18 protein-coding genes and 1 tRNA gene are annotated in these 18,469 nt (G+C 71.5%); 8 read left to right on the top strand and 11 right to left on the bottom strand.

The window, feature by feature from the left end:
- The first annotated feature begins 89 nt into the window (after positions 1-89).
- Complete coding sequence (locus WBQ80_RS12680) at positions 90-2,024, top strand: alpha-amylase family protein (RefSeq protein WP_336572181.1); 1,935 nt, start codon at positions 90-92, stop codon at positions 2,022-2,024.
- A 58-nt stretch (positions 2,025-2,082) separates the two neighbouring features.
- Here WBQ80_RS12680 and WBQ80_RS12675 read toward each other — a convergent pair.
- A tRNA-Arg gene (locus tag WBQ80_RS12675) sits at positions 2,083-2,155 on the bottom strand.
- Positions 2,156-2,383: 228 nt separating this feature from the next.
- Here WBQ80_RS12675 and WBQ80_RS12670 point away from each other — a divergent pair.
- Positions 2,384-3,052 (top strand): DUF6766 family protein, encoded by a 669-nt coding sequence (locus WBQ80_RS12670; protein ID WP_336572182.1) that lies wholly within the window; start codon positions 2,384-2,386, stop codon positions 3,050-3,052.
- Positions 3,053-3,112: 60 nt separating this feature from the next.
- Here the strand turns inward: WBQ80_RS12670 and WBQ80_RS12665 are convergent, their stop codons facing one another.
- From WBQ80_RS12665 to WBQ80_RS12650, 4 genes are all read right to left on the bottom strand, one after another.
- Complete coding sequence (locus WBQ80_RS12665) at positions 3,113-4,054, bottom strand: carbohydrate ABC transporter permease (RefSeq protein ID WP_336572183.1); 942 nt, start codon at positions 4,052-4,054, stop codon at positions 3,113-3,115.
- A complete protein-coding gene (locus tag WBQ80_RS12660; RefSeq protein ID WP_336572184.1) occupies positions 4,051-5,058 on the bottom strand; it encodes a carbohydrate ABC transporter permease in 1,008 nt (335 codons plus the stop codon). Before WBQ80_RS12660 ends, WBQ80_RS12665 begins: the two co-directional genes overlap by 4 nt.
- The gene (locus WBQ80_RS12655) at positions 5,058-6,443 is read right to left on the bottom strand and encodes an ABC transporter substrate-binding protein (RefSeq protein ID WP_336572185.1); all 1,386 of its coding nucleotides are present in this window, start codon (positions 6,441-6,443) and stop codon (positions 5,058-5,060) included. The genes WBQ80_RS12660 and WBQ80_RS12655 overlap by 1 nt, the downstream gene beginning before the upstream one ends.
- Positions 6,444-6,601: 158 nt before the next feature.
- Positions 6,602-7,783, bottom strand: coding sequence for an alcohol dehydrogenase catalytic domain-containing protein (locus WBQ80_RS12650; RefSeq protein WP_336572186.1), 1,182 nt, complete (start codon positions 7,781-7,783; stop codon positions 6,602-6,604).
- 104 nt (positions 7,784-7,887) lie between these two features.
- Here WBQ80_RS12650 and WBQ80_RS12645 point away from each other — a divergent pair, with 104 nt between their 5' ends.
- On the top strand, positions 7,888-8,211 hold the full coding sequence (locus tag WBQ80_RS12645) for a DUF7882 family protein (RefSeq protein WP_067948241.1): 324 nt from the start codon (positions 7,888-7,890) through the stop codon (positions 8,209-8,211).
- A gap of 27 nt (positions 8,212-8,238) precedes the next feature.
- Here the strand turns inward: WBQ80_RS12645 and WBQ80_RS12640 are convergent, their stop codons facing one another.
- Positions 8,239-8,442 carry a hypothetical protein gene (locus WBQ80_RS12640; RefSeq protein WP_336572187.1) on the bottom strand — a complete coding sequence of 68 codons (204 nt, stop codon included), beginning with the start codon at positions 8,440-8,442 and terminating at the stop codon, positions 8,239-8,241.
- Between the two features lie 139 nt (positions 8,443-8,581).
- Between WBQ80_RS12640 and WBQ80_RS12635 the strand changes: the two genes are divergently transcribed.
- Positions 8,582-9,160 (top strand): SRPBCC family protein, encoded by a 579-nt coding sequence (locus WBQ80_RS12635; protein WP_336572188.1) that lies wholly within the window; start codon positions 8,582-8,584, stop codon positions 9,158-9,160.
- Positions 9,161-9,164: 4 nt separating this feature from the next.
- Here the strand turns inward: WBQ80_RS12635 and WBQ80_RS12630 are convergent, their stop codons facing one another.
- Together WBQ80_RS12630 and WBQ80_RS12625 are read right to left on the bottom strand one after the other, a co-directional pair.
- On the bottom strand, positions 9,165-9,530 hold the full coding sequence (locus tag WBQ80_RS12630; RefSeq protein ID WP_336572189.1) for a DUF7882 family protein: 366 nt from the start codon (positions 9,528-9,530) through the stop codon (positions 9,165-9,167).
- A 78-nt stretch (positions 9,531-9,608) separates the two neighbouring features.
- Positions 9,609-9,773 carry a hypothetical protein gene (locus tag WBQ80_RS12625; RefSeq protein ID WP_204391644.1) on the bottom strand — a complete coding sequence of 55 codons (165 nt, stop codon included), beginning with the start codon at positions 9,771-9,773 and terminating at the stop codon, positions 9,609-9,611.
- Between the two features lie 279 nt (positions 9,774-10,052).
- Here WBQ80_RS12625 and WBQ80_RS12620 point away from each other — a divergent pair, with 279 nt between their 5' ends.
- The 4 genes from WBQ80_RS12620 (at position 10,053) to WBQ80_RS12605 (ending at position 13,488) form a co-directional block, all read left to right on the top strand.
- Positions 10,053-10,934 (top strand): SDR family oxidoreductase, encoded by an 882-nt coding sequence (locus WBQ80_RS12620; RefSeq protein WP_336572190.1) that lies wholly within the window; start codon positions 10,053-10,055, stop codon positions 10,932-10,934.
- 34 nt (positions 10,935-10,968) lie between these two features.
- Positions 10,969-11,241 carry a DUF7218 family protein gene (locus WBQ80_RS12615; RefSeq protein WP_336572191.1) on the top strand — a complete coding sequence of 91 codons (273 nt, stop codon included), beginning with the start codon at positions 10,969-10,971 and terminating at the stop codon, positions 11,239-11,241.
- Between the two features lie 10 nt (positions 11,242-11,251).
- Complete coding sequence (locus WBQ80_RS12610; RefSeq protein WP_336572192.1) at positions 11,252-12,232, top strand: DNA topoisomerase IB; 981 nt, start codon at positions 11,252-11,254, stop codon at positions 12,230-12,232.
- Between the two features lie 149 nt (positions 12,233-12,381).
- Complete coding sequence (locus WBQ80_RS12605) at positions 12,382-13,488, top strand: fatty acid desaturase family protein (RefSeq protein WP_336572193.1); 1,107 nt, start codon at positions 12,382-12,384, stop codon at positions 13,486-13,488.
- A gap of 69 nt (positions 13,489-13,557) precedes the next feature.
- Here the strand turns inward: WBQ80_RS12605 and WBQ80_RS12600 are convergent, their stop codons facing one another.
- From WBQ80_RS12600 to WBQ80_RS12590, 3 genes are all read right to left on the bottom strand, one after another.
- The gene (locus WBQ80_RS12600) at positions 13,558-13,905 is read right to left on the bottom strand and encodes a DUF7882 family protein (RefSeq protein WP_336572194.1); all 348 of its coding nucleotides are present in this window, start codon (positions 13,903-13,905) and stop codon (positions 13,558-13,560) included.
- A 110-nt stretch (positions 13,906-14,015) separates the two neighbouring features.
- Positions 14,016-16,502, bottom strand: coding sequence for an ATP-dependent DNA ligase (locus WBQ80_RS12595; protein ID WP_336572195.1), 2,487 nt, complete (start codon positions 16,500-16,502; stop codon positions 14,016-14,018).
- 37 nt (positions 16,503-16,539) lie between these two features.
- Positions 16,540-18,357 (bottom strand): glycoside hydrolase family 15 protein, encoded by a 1,818-nt coding sequence (locus WBQ80_RS12590; RefSeq protein WP_336572196.1) that lies wholly within the window; start codon positions 18,355-18,357, stop codon positions 16,540-16,542.
- Positions 18,358-18,469: the final 112 nt, after the last annotated feature.

The raw sequence follows: 18,469 nt of genomic DNA, 5'->3' as shown, positions 1-18,469 counted from the left end.
TTCCGTCCGCGGATCCGCATGATCCCGGGGATCGCGCCCCTGTCCCCCAAACCGGGGGACATGCTCCGGCGATGGTGCAGTCTTGTCGTATGGCACGTCTGGGAACCGACGCCGGGGTCGACCTCTCCCGGATCCGCGAGTCGCAGCCCGTGGCATCCGTCGCCACCGACGCCGCATTCGGCGCGCGCCTCGCGGCGCACTTCCCCACCCTGCACGATCTCTTCGCACGCCTCTACGGCGAGCGCCCCGACGGGCTCGAGGTGCTCGCCGACGTCATCGCCGACGCGGCCGCATCGTGGGCCGAGCGCCCGGCCGACCTCAAGGCCGCCGACGCCCGCCGCGAGCAGGACGCCGGCTGGTACCTGGCGAACCGGATGCTCGGCGGCGTCTGCTACGTGGACCGCTACGCGGGCGACCTCGACGGCGTGCGCGCGAAGATCCCCGAGTTCGTCGAGCTGGGCCTCACCTACCTGCACCTCATGCCGCTGTTCGCGGTGCCCGAGGGCAACTCCGACGGCGGGTACGCGGTGACGAGCTACCGGGCGGTCGCGCCGCACCTCGGCACGATCGACGACCTGCAGCGCCTCGCGGGCGAGTTGCGCGCGAACGGCGTCTCGCTCGTGCTCGACTTCATCTTCAACCACACGGCGTCGGACCACGAGTGGGCGCAGCGCGCGGTCGCGGGCGACCCCGCGTACGAGGACTTCTACCTGATCTTCCCCGACCGGACGATGCCCGACGCGTACGAGCGGACCGTGCGCGAGATCTTCCCCGACGACCACCCCGGCTCGTTCGTGCAGCTGCCCGACGGCCGCTGGATCTGGGCCACGTTCCACTCGTTCCAGTGGGACCTGAACTACGCGAACCCGTCGGTCTTCCGGGCGATGGCCGGCGAGATGCTCTTCCTCGCGAACCTCGGCGTCGACGTGCTGCGGATGGACGCGGTCGCGTTCATCTGGAAGCGGCTCGGCACGCCGTGCGAGTCGCTCCCCGAGGCGCACCTGCTGCTGCAGGCGTTCAACGCGGTGCTGCGCATCGCGGCCCCGAGCCTGCTGTTCAAGTCCGAGGCCATCGTGCACCCCGACGAGGTCGTCGAGTACATCTCGCTCGGCGAGTGCCAGCTGTCGTACAACCCGCTCCAGATGGCACTGACCTGGGAGGCGCTCGCCACGCGCGACCCGCGGATGCTGCGGCAGGCGCTCGAACGCCGGCACGCGCTGCCCGAGGGCTGCGCCTGGGTGAACTACGTGCGCGGCCACGACGACATCGGCTGGACCTTCGCGGATGAGGACGCCGCCGAGTTCGGCATCGACGGCTTCGACCACCGCCGGTTCCTCAACGCCTTCTACGTGAACCGCTTCCCCGGCAGCTTCGCTCGCGGCGTCCCCTTCCAGGAGAACCCGCGCACGGGCGACGCGCGGGTGGCCGGCACGACGGCGTCGCTCGCGGGCATCGAGGCCGGGGACCCGCACGGCGTCGACCGCGTGCTGCTCGCACATGCCATCGCGCTGTCGACGGGCGGCATTCCGCTGATCTACCTCGGTGACGAGGTCGCACAGCGCAACGACCACTCGTACGTGGCCGACCCGGCGCTCGCCGACGACAGCCGGTGGGTGAACCGGCCCCACTACCCGGCCGAGGCGTACGCGCGACGGCACGATCCGTCGACGCCCGAGGGGGCGGTGTACGCAGGGCTGCGCCGCCTCATCCAGGTCCGGCGCGCGACGCCGGAGCTCGCGGGCGGCCGGCTCGTGCCCTTCGACGCGAAGCACCCGACCGTGCTCGGCTACCAGCGGCCGGGCGGGGCGACGGATGCCGCGGCGTCCCCCGCCACGCTGCTGTGCCTGGCCAACGTGGGCGACGCCCCCGCGACGATCGACGCGCTCACCCTCTCGGGCTTCGCGCCGGAGGCGCACGAGCTCATCACCGATCGCCGCGTGAGCCTCGACCGCGGGATCGTCCTCGAGCCGTGCCATGTCGCCTGGCTGCGCGTGCGCGCCGCCGACGCGCCGCCGCGCTTCTAGCCGCGTGCCGCCGCGGAGACGACGAACGGCCCGCCGAAGCGGGCCGTTCGCGGTACCGCGCGCCCGGAGGGACTCGAACCCCCAACCTTCTGATCCGTAGTCAGATGCTCTATCCATTGAGCTACGGGCGCATGGGATGTCGCCTGCGCGCTCTTCGCTGATCAGGCAACCCCGTTACTCTAACCCACCCGTCGCCACCGCGCCAATCGAGCGGCGCCGCCACGCGCGTCGAGCCTTCGCGACTCGTCGCCGAGCGGGAGTACGTTCGGCACATGAGGCTCGTGTTCACGTCCTGGCTGGCCGGCATCGTCGTCGGCCTCGCGTACATGTTCGCCGTCGTCATCGCAGGGAGGTAGCCCGTGCGCATCCGCCAGCACTCGCTCAGCATCTTCTTCGGGGTGATCTTCCTCGTCGCCCTGGCCCTGCAGTCCGTCGCCGGGCTCGTGGTCGTCAACGAGGAGCACGCGCAGCACGGCGAGCCGATGGTGACCTGGGCCGACTTCGTGACGTCGTCGGACTTCGTCGTCGACGTCGCCGAGAACTGGCAGTCCGAGTACCTGCAGTTCTTCCTCTTCATCCTCACCACCATCTGGCTCATCCAGAAGGGCTCGCCCGAGTCGAAGCAGCCCGGCGAGGAGGGCGTCGGCACCGACGAGGACCAGCTCGTCGGCCGGTATGCGCGCGCGGACTCGCCGGCCTGGGCGCGCGCCGGCGGGTGGCGGCTGTGGGTGTACAGCAACTCGCTGCTGCTCACCATGGGCGGGATCTTCCTGCTCTCGTGGCTGGCGCAGGCCCTCGCCGGGCAGGTCGTCTACAACCAGGAGCAGACGCTGCACGGCGACGAGGTCGTGGGTCTCGCCCAGTACGCGGTCTCGGCCGACTTCTGGAACCGCACGCTGCAGAACTGGCAGTCCGAGTTCCTCGCCGTCGGCAGCATGGTCGCCCTGTCCATCGTGCTCCGCCAGCGGGGCTCGAGCGAGTCGAAGCCCGTCGGCACGCCGCACGAGGTCACCGCGGTCGAGGGCTGAACGGATGCCGCGGGGCCGGCGCGCCCGCTGCGTGGGGCCCGCCCCGCGGCATCCGCTCGGCTAGCCCTTGATGCCGGTCGACGCGACCCCGTCGATGATGCGCTTCTGCGCGAGGAAGAACACGATGATCATCGGGATGGTCGTGATGACGCTCGCCGTGACGATGATCTCCCAGTGCCACTCGCCGCCGAAGCCGTACGCGTCGACGAGCGACTTCAGGCCGCGGGGCACCGTGAAGGTCGACGAGTCGCGCAGGTAGATGAGGGCGCGCATGAGGTCGGTCCACACCGCCTGCACCTCGAAGACGAGCACGACGGCCAACGCGGGGCCGGTGAGCGGCAGCGCGATCCGCCAGAACACGCCCCATTGGCTCGCGCCGTCGATGCGCGCCGCCTCGAACAGGTCGCGCGGCAGGCCGAGGAAGAACTGCCGCAGCAGGAAGATGTAGAACGCGCTGCCGAACAGGTTGCCCGCCCACAGCGGGGTGAGCGTGCCGACCTGGCCCAGCGCGTTCCAGATCAGGAACGTCGGGATCATCGTGACCGCGCCCGGCAGCATCATCGTCGCCAGCACGAGGCCGAACAGGAATCCGCGCCCGCGGAAGCGGAAGTACGCGAAGCCCCACGCGACCATCGCGCTCGAGATCGTCACGGTCACCGCCGCGAGCACGGTCACGATCGCAGTGTTCAGGAGCCAGAGGGCCAGCGGCGCCTCCTGCCAGACCTGGATGTAGTTGTCCCACGTGAAGGTCTCGGGGATGAGCCGGTTGTCGAAGACGTCGCTGCGGGGCTTGAACGAGGCGCTCACGAGCCACACGAACGGGTACACGAAGACGATCCCGACGAGCGTCAGCGCGATCCACGCGACCACCGTGCCGACCCGGCGCCGCGTGCGCGCCGGCCCTCGCCCGGCCGGGATGGTCCGCCGCGGGATCTCCGTGCCGTCGCCGTCGAGCTGCACCGCCTGCGATTCGGCGGCCGCCACTCGGATGTCGGTGCTCATCGGTCCCCCTCGTAGTAGACGAGCCGGCGCGAGACCACGAGCTGGATCGCGGTGATCACCATGATCACGAGGAACAGCAACCACGCCATGGCGGAGGCGTAGCCCATGTTCAGGAACTCGAATGCCTGCTGGAACAGGTAGATGACGTAGAACAGCGCGGCGTCGTTGCTGTACGTGGAGTTGCCGGCTCCGAAGAACGCCGTGTACGCCTCGTCGAAGGTCTGCAGGGCGGCGATCGTGTTGACGACGATGATGAAGAAGAGCGCCGGGCTGATCATGGGCAGGGTCACGCTCGTCGCCTGTCGCCAGAAGCCGGCCCCGTCGAGCTGGGCCGACTCGTACAGCTCCTTGGGCACGTTGCGGAGCGCCGCGAGCAGGATGATGATCGACGCGCCCACCGTCCACAGCGACATGAGGACGAGGCCGGGCTTCACCCAGGCCGGGTCCGTGGTCCATGCCGGTCCGTCGATGCCGAGCCATCCGAGCGCGGTGTTCACCATGCCGTTGGAGCCGTTGAACAGCAGCAGGAACAGCACGCCGACCGCGACCGGGGGCGTCATCTTCGGCAGGAAGAAGATCGTCCGGTAGAAGCCGGACGCGCGCCCGGCCCGGTCGAGCAGCAGTGCGAGCGCGAGCGAGACGACCACGTACAGCGGCACCTGCAGCAGGGCGAAGAACACCGTGTTGCCGAGCGCGAGGAGCAGCTTGTCGTCCGCCGCCATGTCGACGTAGTTCTGGATGCCGACGAACTCCGGATCGTTGATCACGTCGTAGTCCGTGAGCGAGAGGAAGGCGCTGTAGATCATCGGCCACGCCGTGAAGACGAGGAAGCCGATCATCCACGGGCTGAGGAAGAGCAGCGCCGACAGCAGGTTGCGTCGCCGTGCGCGACCGCGGTTGCGGGGGGCCGCCCCGGCCGGCGCCGCGCGGCGCGCGCCGCCGGCCGGGGTCTCGGACTCATCCGGCTGGGAGCCGACGCCCCCGGGCCGGGCCACGGTGGTCATCACTCACCGCCCTCGAGCTCCGCCCATCCCTCGTCGAGCGCCGCCTGCGCCGTCTCCTGGGCCTCGGCGAGCGCCTCGGCCGGTTCGGCCTGGCCGTTCAGCACGCGGTTCACGGCCTCCTGCATGGCGTCGTCGAACTCCGCGTCGGCCGGGTTGGCCGGCAGGGTCCGGGTGTTCTGGTTCGCCTCGTACATCGCGGCGACGCCCGAGCTCCACGGCTCCTCGTCGGCGCTCGTCATGCCCTCGATCTCCTCGTCGGCGACGGTGTTGCCGGTGAGGATGCCCGTGAAGGGCAGCCCGTCCTCCTCGCGCAGGGCGACGCGGGCGTCCGCCGCGGCGCGCCATGCGTCGACCGAGGTCATGGCGCGAGCCCAGCGGCACGCGGCCTCGGGGTTGTCGCTGCCGGCGGGGATGGCCCACGCCGACCCGCCGGCGAAGGCGATGGGCTCGCCCTCGGTCGTGCGGACCGTGTCGAAGGCCATCGGGGCGTCGGGCGAGACCTCGTTCAGCACGTTGAGGTACCACTGCTCCATCGGCATCGCGCCGAGCGTGTTCGTGGCGTACTGGTTGCCGCCGCCGAAGAAGTCGGCCGCGTCGCGGGTCGCCTTGACGGCACTGAAGCCGCCCTGCGCCTCGTAGATGCCGACGGCCCACTCGAGCGCCTCGACGGTGGTCTCGTCGTCGAGCTGCGCGGTGCGGCCGTCCTCGCTCATGACGGAGCCGCCCGCGGCGGCCACCCAGAGCGGCAGGAACTCGGGGAGCTTGGAGTCCACGCCGATGACGGTCACGTTGTCGCCCTCGCGCTGCACCATGGCACCCGCGGCCTCGGTCATCGCCTCGCGGTCGGACCCGTTGACGTCGTCGATGGTCACGCCGGCCGCCTCGAGGAGGTCGGCGTTCGCCATCGTCAGCTGGACGGTGTTGAACTCGGGGATGCCGTAGACCGTGCCGTCGAGCGTCACCTGGTTCAGGGCGGACTCGACGAAGTCGCCGGTCTCGATGCCCTCACCCTCGATGCAGTCCTCGAGCGGGAGGATCGCGCCGCGCGCGGCGAGCGATCCGATCTGGTCGCGGTCGGCGTAGAGGAGCGAGGGCGGGTCGCCCGTGGCGACCGCGGAGAGGAACTGCTGGATGTCGAGCTCCCCCTCGATGAGCTCGACCTGGACGTCGCCCAGTTCGGACTCCGCGAGTTCCATGCGCGACGTCGCGACCTCGTCGACGCCCGAGAACCCCATCACCGTGAGGTCCCCCGACAGCTCCGCACCGGAGTCGAATTCGGCGTCGGTCTCAGCGGACTGGCCTCCGGTGCCGACGGCGCAGCCGCTCAGCAGCAGGCCTGCGGCGGCGACCACCCCCAGTGCACGCGCCCCTCGATCGATTCGCATCCCAACCCCATTCGCTCGCGTCCCAGGTCCCCCGGACGCTGCAAAGCTAGGCCGGGCGAAGCGCTTGCCAGAAGGGCCTTGACAGAACCGCTTCCCTGGAGAAGCGCTTGTCCCCCGGCAGGGGGACGGCCGTCGTCCTCGGTTCCGCGCGCGCGGACTCAGGGCTTCAGGACGACCTTGATGCAGCCCTCCGCCTTCTCCTTGAACAGGTCGTACATCTCGCGGGCCTGCGACAGCGGCGCGCGATGCGTGGCGAAGTCCTCGAGCCCGAGCGGGTCGTCGTCGGACTCGGCGAGCGGGAGGAGGTCGTCGAGCCATCGCTGCACGTTCGCCTGCCCCAGGCGCACGGTGAGCTGCTTGTCGAAGATCGTCATCATGGGCATCGGGTCCGCGTTGCCGCCGTAGACGCCGACCACCGAGAGCGTGCCGCCGCGGCGCACGGCGTCGATGCCGAGCTGCAGCGCCGTGAGGCGATCGACGCCGGCCTTCATCAGCATGGGCTTGGCGATGCCGGAGGGCAGCGAGCCCACCACGTTCTGCATCAGCGCGATGCCCGGGCTGCCGTGCGCCTCCGTCCCGACGGCGTCGATGACGGCGGCCGGACCGGCACCCCCGGTCGCACCCGCCAGCTCGCCCACCGCCTCGGCGTGGTCTGCGTAGTCGAACACCTCGACCCCGTAGCGCTCGGCCATCAGCCGGCGCTCGGGCACGGGATCCACGCCGAGCACCCGATGGCCGCGGTGCCTCGCGATGCGCGCGGCCATCTGCCCCACGGGGCCGAGGCCGATCACGGCCACCGTGTCGCCGGGCTCGAGGCCGGCGTACTCGACCGCCTGCCATCCGGTCGGGGCCACATCGGTCAGGAAGAGGTAGCGCTCGTCGGGCAGGTCGCGCCCCACGACGCGCAGGTTCGCGTCGGCGAGCAGCACGCGCAGCGCCTCGGCCTGGCCCCCCATGACGCGACCGTAGAGCTCGGTGTAGCCGTAGAGCTTCGCACCCGTGCCCTGGTCGTCGTTGCGCGTCGTCTCGCACTGGGTCGTGAGCCCGGCACGGCACATCCGGCAGGCTCCGCACGAGATCACGAAGGGCACGATCACGCGGTCCCCCACCGAGACGCGGTGCACCCCCGACCCCACCTCCTCGACGACGCCCATCGCCTCGTGGCCGAGGATGTCGCCGCGGTGCATCACCGGGCCGAACACGTCGAGCAGGTGGAGGTCCGATCCGCAGATCGCGGTCGACGTGATGCGCACGATCGCATCGGTCGGGTCGACGATCCGCGGATCGTCGACCTCGTCGACGCGGACGTCGCGGGCGGCGTGCCAGGTGACGGCTCTCATGGCACAACATCCAACGCGCGCCCCGCCGCCGCGTCACGGGGTTGACACCCGCCACGTCCGGTCACGGTGCGGTACGCCGCCCTCGCGGGCATTAGAGTCTCGGCATGGGCAAGCTCATCTACAACTCCTCGAACCGCGAGATCGAGATCGAGGACCGGACCCTCGCGCACCTGCGCGTGGCGATCATCAACAAGCTGCGCCGCTCCGAGAGCTTCGCCATGACCTGGGAGCACGGCATCGAGCACGGGAGCGGTCGCACGACCCTGTGGCTCCACGAGTCCATCCCGCTGCAGTTCGTCTTCAGCGGCAACCGGCCCCCGAAGCTCAACCGGCTCTGGATCGAGCAGCTCCTGCTCTCGGCGAACAGCACGGCCGGCCTGCAGTACGTGCCCGAGCCCACCGAGGACGAGCCGCTCGAGATCGAGTGACGCCCCCTGACGGATGACGCGGGTCGGTCAGTCGACCGACCCGATCTGCGTCCGGATGAAGAGCACGTCCGCGGGCGGGAGCCGCTCGGGCGCCGCTCCCCCGGAGAGCCGCGCGATCTCCGTCCGCACGTCGTCGGACAGCGCCCCCTCGGGATCGTCGAGGATGGCGTGCTTCGATTCGATCGAGAGTTGCGGCCACCACCGCTCGGCACTCGTCGCCTGTTCGCCCATCGCGCACCCCCGAGCACTCGTGTCCGTGACTCCGTGGTATCAGCGGCCGACGGATGCTGCAACCCCTCGACCCCTCGGAGGCTCCTGCCTAGCGTGAGGGATGGGCGCGCACCCCGCGTGCCCGGAACGGAGGATCAGCATGAGCACGACCGTCACCGCTGACATCGAGGTGGACGTGCCGGTTCGCGTGGCCTACGACCAGTGGACGCAGTTCGAGTCGTTCCCGGAGTTCATGAGCGGCGTCGAGTCGGTTCGCCAGATCGACGACACGACCACGCACTGGGTCGTCTCGATCGCCGGCGTCAAGCGCGAGTTCGACGCCGACGTCTCCGACCAGGTTCCCGACGACCACGTCGCCTGGCGCAGCACCGCCGCCGAGGTCCAGCACCGCGGCCGCGTGGACTTCCGTCCGGGGTCGGACGGCCGGACGCGGATCGACCTCACGATCGAGTGGGAGCCCGAGGGCTTCATCGAGAAGGCCGGCGCCGCGCTGCAGCTCGACGACGCCCAGGTCAAGCGCGACCTGCACCGCTTCAAGGAGTACATCGAGAAGCGCAACACGCCCACGGGCGCATGGCGCGGCGAGGTCCACGGCGGCCAGGAGACGACTCCGGGCAGCGGCACCACCGGCGTGGGCGGCACGACCGCCACGCCCGGGACGGTGAACCCGCCCACGAGCGGCGGGGTCGCGGGCAGCGACCCCGACCTGCGCGCGTGACCGACTAGTCCACGCGCACCCCGGCACCGGGTTCGATCGCGAGCGGGTCCACCGCCGCGATCGGCCCGGTGTCGAGCTGTTCCGGCACGAGCTGGATGCCGCCCGTGGAGTTCGCGGAGCGCATGAGCTCCTCGATCCACGCGCGGCTGAGGTCCGGCGGCTCCGGGTCGTCGAACACGAACCGGAGCGGGATGTTCGGGTGGAGCCACAGCGTGGAGCGCCCCCGCGGCTGGTCGTCGGAGTGTCGCCACGACACCGTGAACGACTCCCCGCGCCGCAGCTTCGTGACGATCGCGACCTTGAGGTGGGCGAGCGCGCGGTCCTCGATGCCGATCGGGGTCGCGGCGTCGCCGTAGAACAGCGTGCCCATGCCATGAGGGTACCGCCGACACGACGACGGCGGGCGCCTCCGAGAGGAGGCGCCCGCCGTGAGGTCGGGGTCGGTCGGTCAGACCGCCTTCTTCCCGCCGAGGTAGCGCACCAGGAACACGATGACGGCCAGGACCGCGAGCACGAGGCCGACCCACAGCAGGAACTGCAGGGACTGCACGGCGCCGCCCGTGATCAGCAGCACGATGGCGGCGACGGCGATGATGGCGATGAGGATGTTCATGATCTCTCCTTCGGTTCCGTCGCGTGGACGGTTCACGGCCCGCCGGGGTCGGCGGGCCTCCGAGGCAGCCGATGGCCTCGTGGACTCGACGGTACGGGGCGCCGCCCGGCCGGCGCGAGGGGTTGCCCCCCGTTCGCGGGGCATGGTACTCGTGGGCCGGTCGGCTGCCGGTACCGGACGCGCCGCCGTCGTGAGCGGGCTGTCAACCCTTCGCGAGGCGCCCGGGCCCGAGCGTACGGTTGCAGGATCCCCTCGAGCGGAACCGACTGAGGAGGTCCCATGACCGACCACCTGATCGACCCGACCACCAAGCACGCCACCGAGCCCTTCCCGCGCCAGGAGCAGCAGCCCCCGGGCCTCACGCCGGCCATGTCGCCGCAACCCGACCACGGGGAGTACAGCTACCGGGGTTCCGGTCGGCTCGCCGGTCGGCGCGCGCTCATCACGGGCGGCGACTCCGGCATCGGCCGTGCCGTCGCGATCGCCTTCGCCCGCGAGGGCGCCGACGTGGCGGTCTCGTACCTGGAGTCCGAGCAGGCGGATGCCGAGGAGACCGCGCGCTGGGTCACCGACGCGGGACGTCGCGTCGAGCTCCTCCCCGGCGACCTGCGCGACGAGCAGCACTGCGCCGACCTCGTCGATCGCACGTGCGACGCCTTCGGGGGCATCGACCTCCTCGTGCTCAACGCGGCCCACCAGCGCGACCGGGGCGGCATCGACGAGGTGCCCTCGGCCGACTTCGACTCGGTCATGCGCGTCAACCTCTACGCGAGCGTGTTCCTCGCACGGGCCGCGGTCCCGCGCATGCAGGCGGGCGCCTCCATCATCACGACCTCGTCGATCCAGGGCTTCGACCCGTCGTCGCGGCTCGTCGACTACGCCATGACCAAGGCGGCGCTCGTGGCGTTCACGAAGGCGCTCGCCGAGGAGCTCGGGCCACGCGGCATCCGGGTCAACTCGGTCGCGCCGGGTCCGATCTGGACTCCGCTGATCCCGGCCACGGGATGGCCCGACAAGCTGCCGAAGTTCGGACAGGACACCCCGCTCGGTCGCGCCGGGCAGCCGGCGGAACTCGCGGGGGCGTACGTGTACCTCGCCTCGGACGACGCGTCCTACACGTCCGGGGCGATCCTCCCGGTCACGGGGGGCAAGCCGCTCTGATCGACGGGCGGCTCGGAACAGGAAGGAGCAGGCGATGCCGGCGAATCGACGGGGGCAGTCGTCCCTGAAGGATCCGGAGTTGTACGAGAAGCTGCGCGACCAGGGCGACTCCAAGGAGAAGGCGGCGCGCATCTCGAACGCGGCCGCCGCGCGCGGCCGCAGTGCCGTCGGCCGGAAGGGCGGCAGGTCGGGCGACTACGACGACTGGACGGTGCCCGAGCTGAGGAACCGGGCGAAGGAACTGGGACTCACGGGCTACAGCGGCAAGCGCAAGGGCGAGCTCATCGACGCCCTGCGCAACCACTGAGGGGCGGCGGATGCCACGGCTGCGACGCGTCGAACCGTACGCGTCGCCCGGCATCACCCGCCAGCGACGCGGTCGCGGGTTCGCGTACCGGCACACCGACGGCACGCTCGTGGATCGCGTCGACCGCAACCGGATCGCGGACCTCGCGATCCCGCCCGCCTGGAACGACGTCTGGATCGCGGAGGCGCCGAACGCGCACATCCTCGCGGTCGGGGTCGACGCGGCCGGGCGCCGGCAGTACCTCTACCACCCGGTGTGGCGCGAGCAGCAGGACATGGAGAAGTTCCTGCGCATGACCGCGCTCGCCGAGGCGCTTCCCGGCGCGCGCCGGGGCGTCCGCCGCGATCTCGCCCTCGACGAGCTCGTGCGCGAGCGCGTGCTCGCGGCGGCGTTCCGCACCCTCGACCTCGGCGCCATCCGGATCGGATCCGAGGAGGCGCTCGCGACGGCGCGCAGCCGCGGCCTGACGACGCTCCTGGTGCGCAACGCGCGCCTCGAGGGCGACGACGTGGTGCGCCTGAAGTTCCGGGCGAAGGGCGGGATCGCGCAGGACCTCACGCTGTCGGACGATGCGCTCGCGGCGTTCGTCGCCGCGATGGAGGGCCGCTCGCCCTCGTCCCGGCTGTACGCCTTCACGCATGGGCGGCGCCTGCGCCCCCTCGGACCGGTCGACGTCAACGAGGACATCCGACTGCGCACGGGCGGGGACTTCACGGCGAAGGACTTCCGAACCCTCCGGGGCACGGTCGCGGCGGCCGACCGGCTCGCGCAGCTCGGCACGGCGGGGACGAAGCGGGCGCGGGCCGCCTCGGTCAAGGAGGCGATCGTCCACGCGAGCGAGGTGCTCGGCAACACGCCCGCGATCGCGAAGGCGAGCTACGTCGACCCGCGCGTCATCGAGGCGTACGAGCACGGCCGGCTGGTGAGCCTCCGGGGCCTCCGCGAGACGGCGCTCCTGCAACTGCTCGTCGACGACGCCGGGGAGGGATGAGCTCCCATCCCGTGTGCAGGGTGACGGTCTGCTGGGGATCCGCCGGACATTCCGCACCGCGTACACGTGCCGACGTACGCTGGCCATATCTATTCGGGTGATCGCCCGTGACTCACCGGCTGGGAAGTCGACGACGACGGGCCGGCATCATGTCCACCGCATCTCTCTCCGTCCCCGGCCGCCTCGGCGCGGTCCGCGACACGAAGGCCCGCGGCGATCGCCCCGCGGTCACCCAGAGCTATTCCGCCCTCTCCCACGTGGTGAAGGAGAGCGGCCTGCTGCGGCGGACGCCGTGGTTCTACGGCCTGCTCGTCGGCGGCCTCGCGCTCGCGCTCGGCGGCGCGATCACGGGATTCGTGCTGCTCGGCGACTCGTGGTTCCAGCTGCTCATCGCGGCGGCCCTGGGCATCATCTTCACCCAGTTCGCGTTCTTCGCCCATGAGGCCTCGCATCGAGCGGTCCTGACCTCCGGCAAGGCGAACGACCGGGTCGGCCGCGTGGTCGCGACGGCCGTGGTCGGCATCAGCTACCAGTGGTGGATGACGAAGCACACCCGTCACCACGCCAACCCGAACCAGGTCGGCAAGGACCCCGACATCGCGTTCGACACGATCTCGTTCACCGAGGAGTCGGCGGCGGAGCAGCGCGGCATCGTGCGGTGGATCACCCAGCGCCAGGGCTGGCTGTTCTTCCCCCTCCTCACGCTCGAGGGCATCAACCTGCACGTCACGTCGATCCGCTCGCTGTTCGAGCGCCGACCGGTGCAGGGCCGTGCGCTCGAGCTGGGGCTCATCGCGGCGCGACTGGTCCTGTACGTCGGCGTCGTGTTCTGGTTCCTCCCGGTCGGCATGGCCTTCGCGTTCCTCGGCGTCCAGCTCGCCGTGTTCGGCGTCTACATGGGCGCGTCGTTCGCGCCGAACCACAAGGGCATGCCGCTCGTGCCGGCCGGCGCCAAGCTCGACTTCCTGAGCAAGCAGGTGCTGACCTCGCGCAACATCACCGGGCGCTTCACCAGCACGCTGATGGGCGGCCTCAACCACCAGGTCGAGCACCACCTGTTCCCGAGCATGCCCCGACCGCACCTCGCCAAGGCGCGCGACATCGTGCGGGAGCACTGCCGCTCGCTCGGCATCCCCTACACCGAGACGACCCTCATGCGCTCGTACGGCATCGTCGTGGAGTACCTGAACCGCGTCGGACTCGCGGCGCGCGACCCGTTCGACTGCCCGGCCGCCGGCGAGCTGCGCCGACGCTGACGGAACGACACGACGCCGGTCCGCTCCGAAGGGAGCCGACCGGCGTCGTGGTACGAAGGAGTCGTCGGGTCAGGCCGCTTCGACGGGCTTCGGCCCGACGTGCCGGCCGAGCTCGGACGCCATCCGCTCGGGATCGAGCTGGATGCCGCCGCCCGAGTTCGCCGAGCGCATCAGGTCCTCGATCCACTCGCGGCTGAGGTCGCCGGCCTCCACCTCCTCGAAGACGAAGCGGAGCGGGATCGCGGGGTGCAGCCAGAGCGAGCTCCGGCCTCGGGGCTGGTCGGGGCCGTGCCGCCACGAGAGCATGAAGCTCTCGCCGCGCCGCAGCTTCGTGGTGATCGCGATCTTGAGGTGCGCCAATGCGCGGTCCTCGACCTCGACCGGAGTGCCGGAATCGCCGTAATAGAGAGTGCCCACGGCCTCACGGTACCCCCGTTCGGGGGCATTCGCACGCTTCTTGTTCCACAATGGACCGGATGTTCGCGGATTCACAGGTCGTTCAGCCAACCGGCGTCCGCTGAACGACGTCATCCGTCGCGCTCCGGCGCCCCCGACGGCTCCTCGAGCCGGACGTCCTCCGGCCGCTTGTCGGGCCGGAGCCCTCGCCAGCGCGGATGGCGCGCGACGCCGGTGCGCGTCCACTCGCCGAACTCGATCTCGCCCACGAGCGCGGGGCGCACCCACACCGCGTCGACGAGGTCCTCGGCGGGCACCCCGTCGATCGGCGGCCCGGGCACCGTCATCCCGTCCAGCCGCTCCAGCAACCGCTCGGCGTCGCGTTCCCGGAGGCCCGACCCGACGCGGCCCGCGTAGCGCCATCCGCCGTCCACCGTCGGCACGCCGAGCAGCAGCGAGCGGATGCGTCCGGTCCGCCCGCCCGTGCCCCGGCGGTACCCTGCGACCACGACCTCCTGGGTGCGCGACAGCTTGACCTTCAGCCAGTCGTCGCTGCGCACCCCGGGGCGGTAGAGGGACCGGCGCCGCTTGCCGACGACGCCCTCGAGCCCGCGTCGACGGGCCTCCTCGACCGCCGCCTCGGGGTCGGCCTCGATCGCGGCGGGAACGTCGACCGAGCTGTCGTCGCGCCGGCGCACGAGCCGGTCGAGCCGTTCCCGCCGCCGCTCGTACGGCTCGTCGACGGTCGGGATCCCCGCCACCTCGAGCACGTCGAACAGGTGCAGCACCACGGGCACGGATGCCGCGGCCGCCTCGACCTCGCGCGGCTTCGCCAGGTTCATGCGCCGCTGCAGCAGCCCGAAGTCCGGACGCCCGGACCCGTCGAGCGCCACGATCTCGCCGTCCACGATCGCATCGGCCCGAAGCACCCCGGCGAGGTCGCCGAGCTCGGGATACGTCGCCGTGACGTCGATGCCGTTGCGGCTCACGAGCCGAGTCACGCCGTCGTCGACCTGCGCGATGACGCGGATGCCGTCCCACTTCCACTCGAGGGCCCAGTCGTCGCCGGCCAGCCGTCCGATCGCGCCGGGGGTGGCGAGCATGGGCTTGGGCACGGCGGGCATGCGCGCGGATCGCGCGGTTCCGGCGCCGCCCGCACGCCTCCGCGCCGACGCCGCCGCCTCCGTCGGCGGCGCCTCGGCCCTCGTCGGCACCGCCTCGTCCGCCGGGGCACCGGCGTGCTGCTCCTTCATGCGGTGCAGCAGCCACTGGCTCTTCTCGCCCGCGCCCTCGGTGCGGATGAGCGCGAGCCTCACCCGGCCCAACGGCCCGCCGACCCGGCCGGTGAGCGTGAAGATCACCTCGTCGTCGCGCCACTTCTCGGCCTCGTAGCTGCCGGTGTCCCACACGGTCATCGACCCTGCGCCGTACTGCCCGTCGGGGATGGTGCCCTCGAACACGAGGTACTCCATCGGGTGGTCCTCGGTCTGCACGGCGAGGGTGTTGCGGTCGGTCGTCTCGGGGACGCCCTTCGGGACGGCCCAGCTCTTCAGCACGCCGTCGCGTTCCAGCCGGAGGTCGAAGTGCCGTCGGCGGGCGTGGTGCTCCTGGATGACGAACCGCGGCTCGCCGTCGTTCGCGACGCCCCAGGCCGACTCGGGCATGGGCTCGGGCGTCGCCCCGGCGCTGCGCATCGAGAGGTACGTGCTGAGCGGGCCGTCGGCGGACGCGCCGGTGACCGCGAGCATCGGGTCGCCCCGCTCGGCCACGAGCGCGACGACCTCGTCGGCCTCGAGGTGCCGGAGGCCGGGGTCGTCGAGCTCCTCCCACGTGCGGGGCGCCGCGACCGTCGGCCGGAACCGCCCGCGCAGGGAGTACGGCGCGATGGTCGTCTTCTTGCCGTTGTTCTGGCTCCAGTCGATGAGCACCCGGCCGCCCCGGATGCTCTTCTTCATGCTCGACACGATCAGGTCGGGGTGGTCGGCCTCGAGCGCCCGCGCGAGCTCGTGGGCGACCGCCGACACCTGGTCGGAGGTCTGCGAGCCGTCGAGCGCCGCGTACAGGTGGATGCCCTTGCTGCCGCTCGTGACGGGCACGGCGTCGAGCCCCATGCCCTCGAGGATGGCGCGCACCATGCGCGCGACCTCGGCGCACTCCGGCAGCCCCATGCCCTCGCCCGGGTCGAGGTCGAACACCATCCGATCCGGGTCGCCCTGCTCGCCCGACGGCGTGAACCGCCACTGCGGCACGTGCAGCTCGATCGCGCCCATCTGCGCGAGCCACACGAGCGTGGCGCGGCTGTCGGCCATCGGGTACGACTTGTCGCCGTCCGAGTGGTGCTGCACGCCTCGGCGGATCCACTCGGGCGCGTGCTCCTCGAGGTGCTTCTCGAAGAAGGCCTGCTCCGGATGCCGCGGCGTGCCCACGCCGTTCACCCACCGCTTGCGCGTGATGGGCCGTCCCGCCATGTGCGGGAGCATCACGGGCGCGATCCCGGCGTAGTACGCGATCATCTCGCCCTTGGTCATGCCCGTCTCGGGGTACATGACCTTGTCGAGGCTCGTCAGGCGCAGCCGCCGTCCGTCGACGTCGACCAGCTGGTACGGGCCCTGCGCCATCACCCCATCCTGCCCTCTGGATCCGGCCGGCGGCCGATCACTCGCCCCGGACCTCGGGCAGCTCGTCGGCCTCCCCGTGCGCGACCTTCGCGATCGCGTCGGCGGCGCGCACGAGCGTGAGGTGGGAGAGCGCCTGCGGCGTGTTGCCGACGTGCGCGCCGGTCCGGGGGTCGACCTCCTCGCTGAGCAGTCCGACGTCGTTGACGAATGCGGTGAGCCGACGCATGAGCGCCTTCGCCTCGGTCAGTCGGCCCGACGCGGCGTACTGCTCGACCAGCCAGAAGGAGCACGCCAGGAACGGGTTCTCGCCCGGCGGGAGCCCGTCGACGTCCGACTCGGTCCGGTACCGCAGGAGCAGGCCGTCCTGCGACAGCTCCTGCTCGATCGCGGCGACCGTGCCGAGCATGCGCGGGTCGTCCGCGGCGATGAATCCGATCTGCGGAAGCTGGAGCAGCGCGGCATCCGTGCCCGCGCCGCCGTAGTACTGCGTGAAGGTGCCGCGGTCGGCGTCGTAGCCGTGCTCGACGATGTCGTCGCGGATCTCGTCGCGGACGCGACGCCACGTCGCCAGGGGTCCGGGCAGCCCGAACTCCTCGACGCCCATCACGCCGCGGTCGAAGGCGGCCCACGCCATCGCCTTCGAGTGGGTGAAGTGCCGGTCGGGGCCGCGGATCTCCCAGATCCCCCGATCCGGTCGGCGCCAGTTGTCGGCGAGGTAGCCGAGCAGCGCGACCTGCTGGGGCCACGAGAACTCGGTCTCGTGCAGTCCGGCCGTGCGCGCGGCGTGCAGTGCGATCATCACCTCGCCGTACACGTCCCATTGCACCTGCGTGTACGCGGCATTGCCGATGCGCACGGGCCTCGAGCCGGCGTAGCCGGGCAGGTGGTCGAGCTCGACCTCCGGGAGCCGCCGGGTGCCTTCGACGTCGTACATGATCTGGATCTCCGACGGGTCGCCCGCGATCGCGCGAAGGAGCCATCGCCGCCACTTCTCCGCCTCCTCCCGGTAGCCGTGGACGAGGAGCACCTCGATGGTGAGGGCAGCGTCCCGGAGCCAGACGTAGCGGTAGTCCCAGTTGCGGGAGCCGCCGAGCTCCTCGGGCAGGCTCGTCGTCGCGGCGGCGACGACGCCGCCGGTCTCGTCGTGCGTGAGGCCGCGGAGCACGAGCAGGGACCGCTGCACCTCGCGGTCGTAGGGCGAGGGCGGCCTGCTCCGGGCCGCCCAGTCCTGCCACCAGTCGACGGTCCAGTCGAGGATGTCGGCCACGTCGATCGGCGTCGGCGGGTCGAGGTGCGAGGGGTAGCGCGTGAGCCCGATGTCGACGATGCCGCTCGCGTCGACCCGGAACTCGGCGACGTGCGCGCCGTCCACCGGCTGGTGCAGCGGCCCGCGGACGATGATCGCGTCCGGACCGGCCACCGCGAGGATCGCCGGACCGGTCGGCTCCTCCACGCGCCGCACCCACGGACGCAGCGCGCCGTAATCGAAGCGGAGCCGCAGGACGCCCCGGAACTCCATGGAGCCCGCGACGCCCCGGATCCGGCGGACGAGGTTGCTGCGACCGTCGCGGAACGGCATGAAGTCGAGGACCTCCGCCTCGGCATCCGCGGTGCGCCAGGTCGTCCGGAGCACGAAGGTGCCCGGCACGTACTCCCGCGTCGCCGTGGCCGTGCGGTCGGTCGGCCGCAGCGACCAGTGCCCGGCCTCGGGGCCGCCGAGGAGCGCCGCGAACACCGACGGCGAGTCGAAGCGCGGCAGGCAGAGCCAGTCGATGCTCCCGTCGCGCGAGACGAGCGCCCCCGACGCCCCGTCCGCGATGAGCGCGTAGTCCTCGATCGGCGTGGGGCCCTCCATCGTCCGACCATGACGACCCCGGCGCGACCCTGTCAACCCCGGGCGGCGGACGGGTGGGCCGCGCGGCTCCGGGACTACGTTGGGGGCACGGCGCGTCGCTGACGCGGAGGGG

Source organism: Agromyces sp. CCNWLW213, from assembly GCF_037199545.1.
Classification (GTDB): Bacteria; Actinomycetota; Actinomycetes; order Actinomycetales; family Microbacteriaceae; genus Agromyces.
Note: the sequence above shows the minus strand (reverse complement) of the source record. Positions and strands in the feature narration are given on the sequence as shown.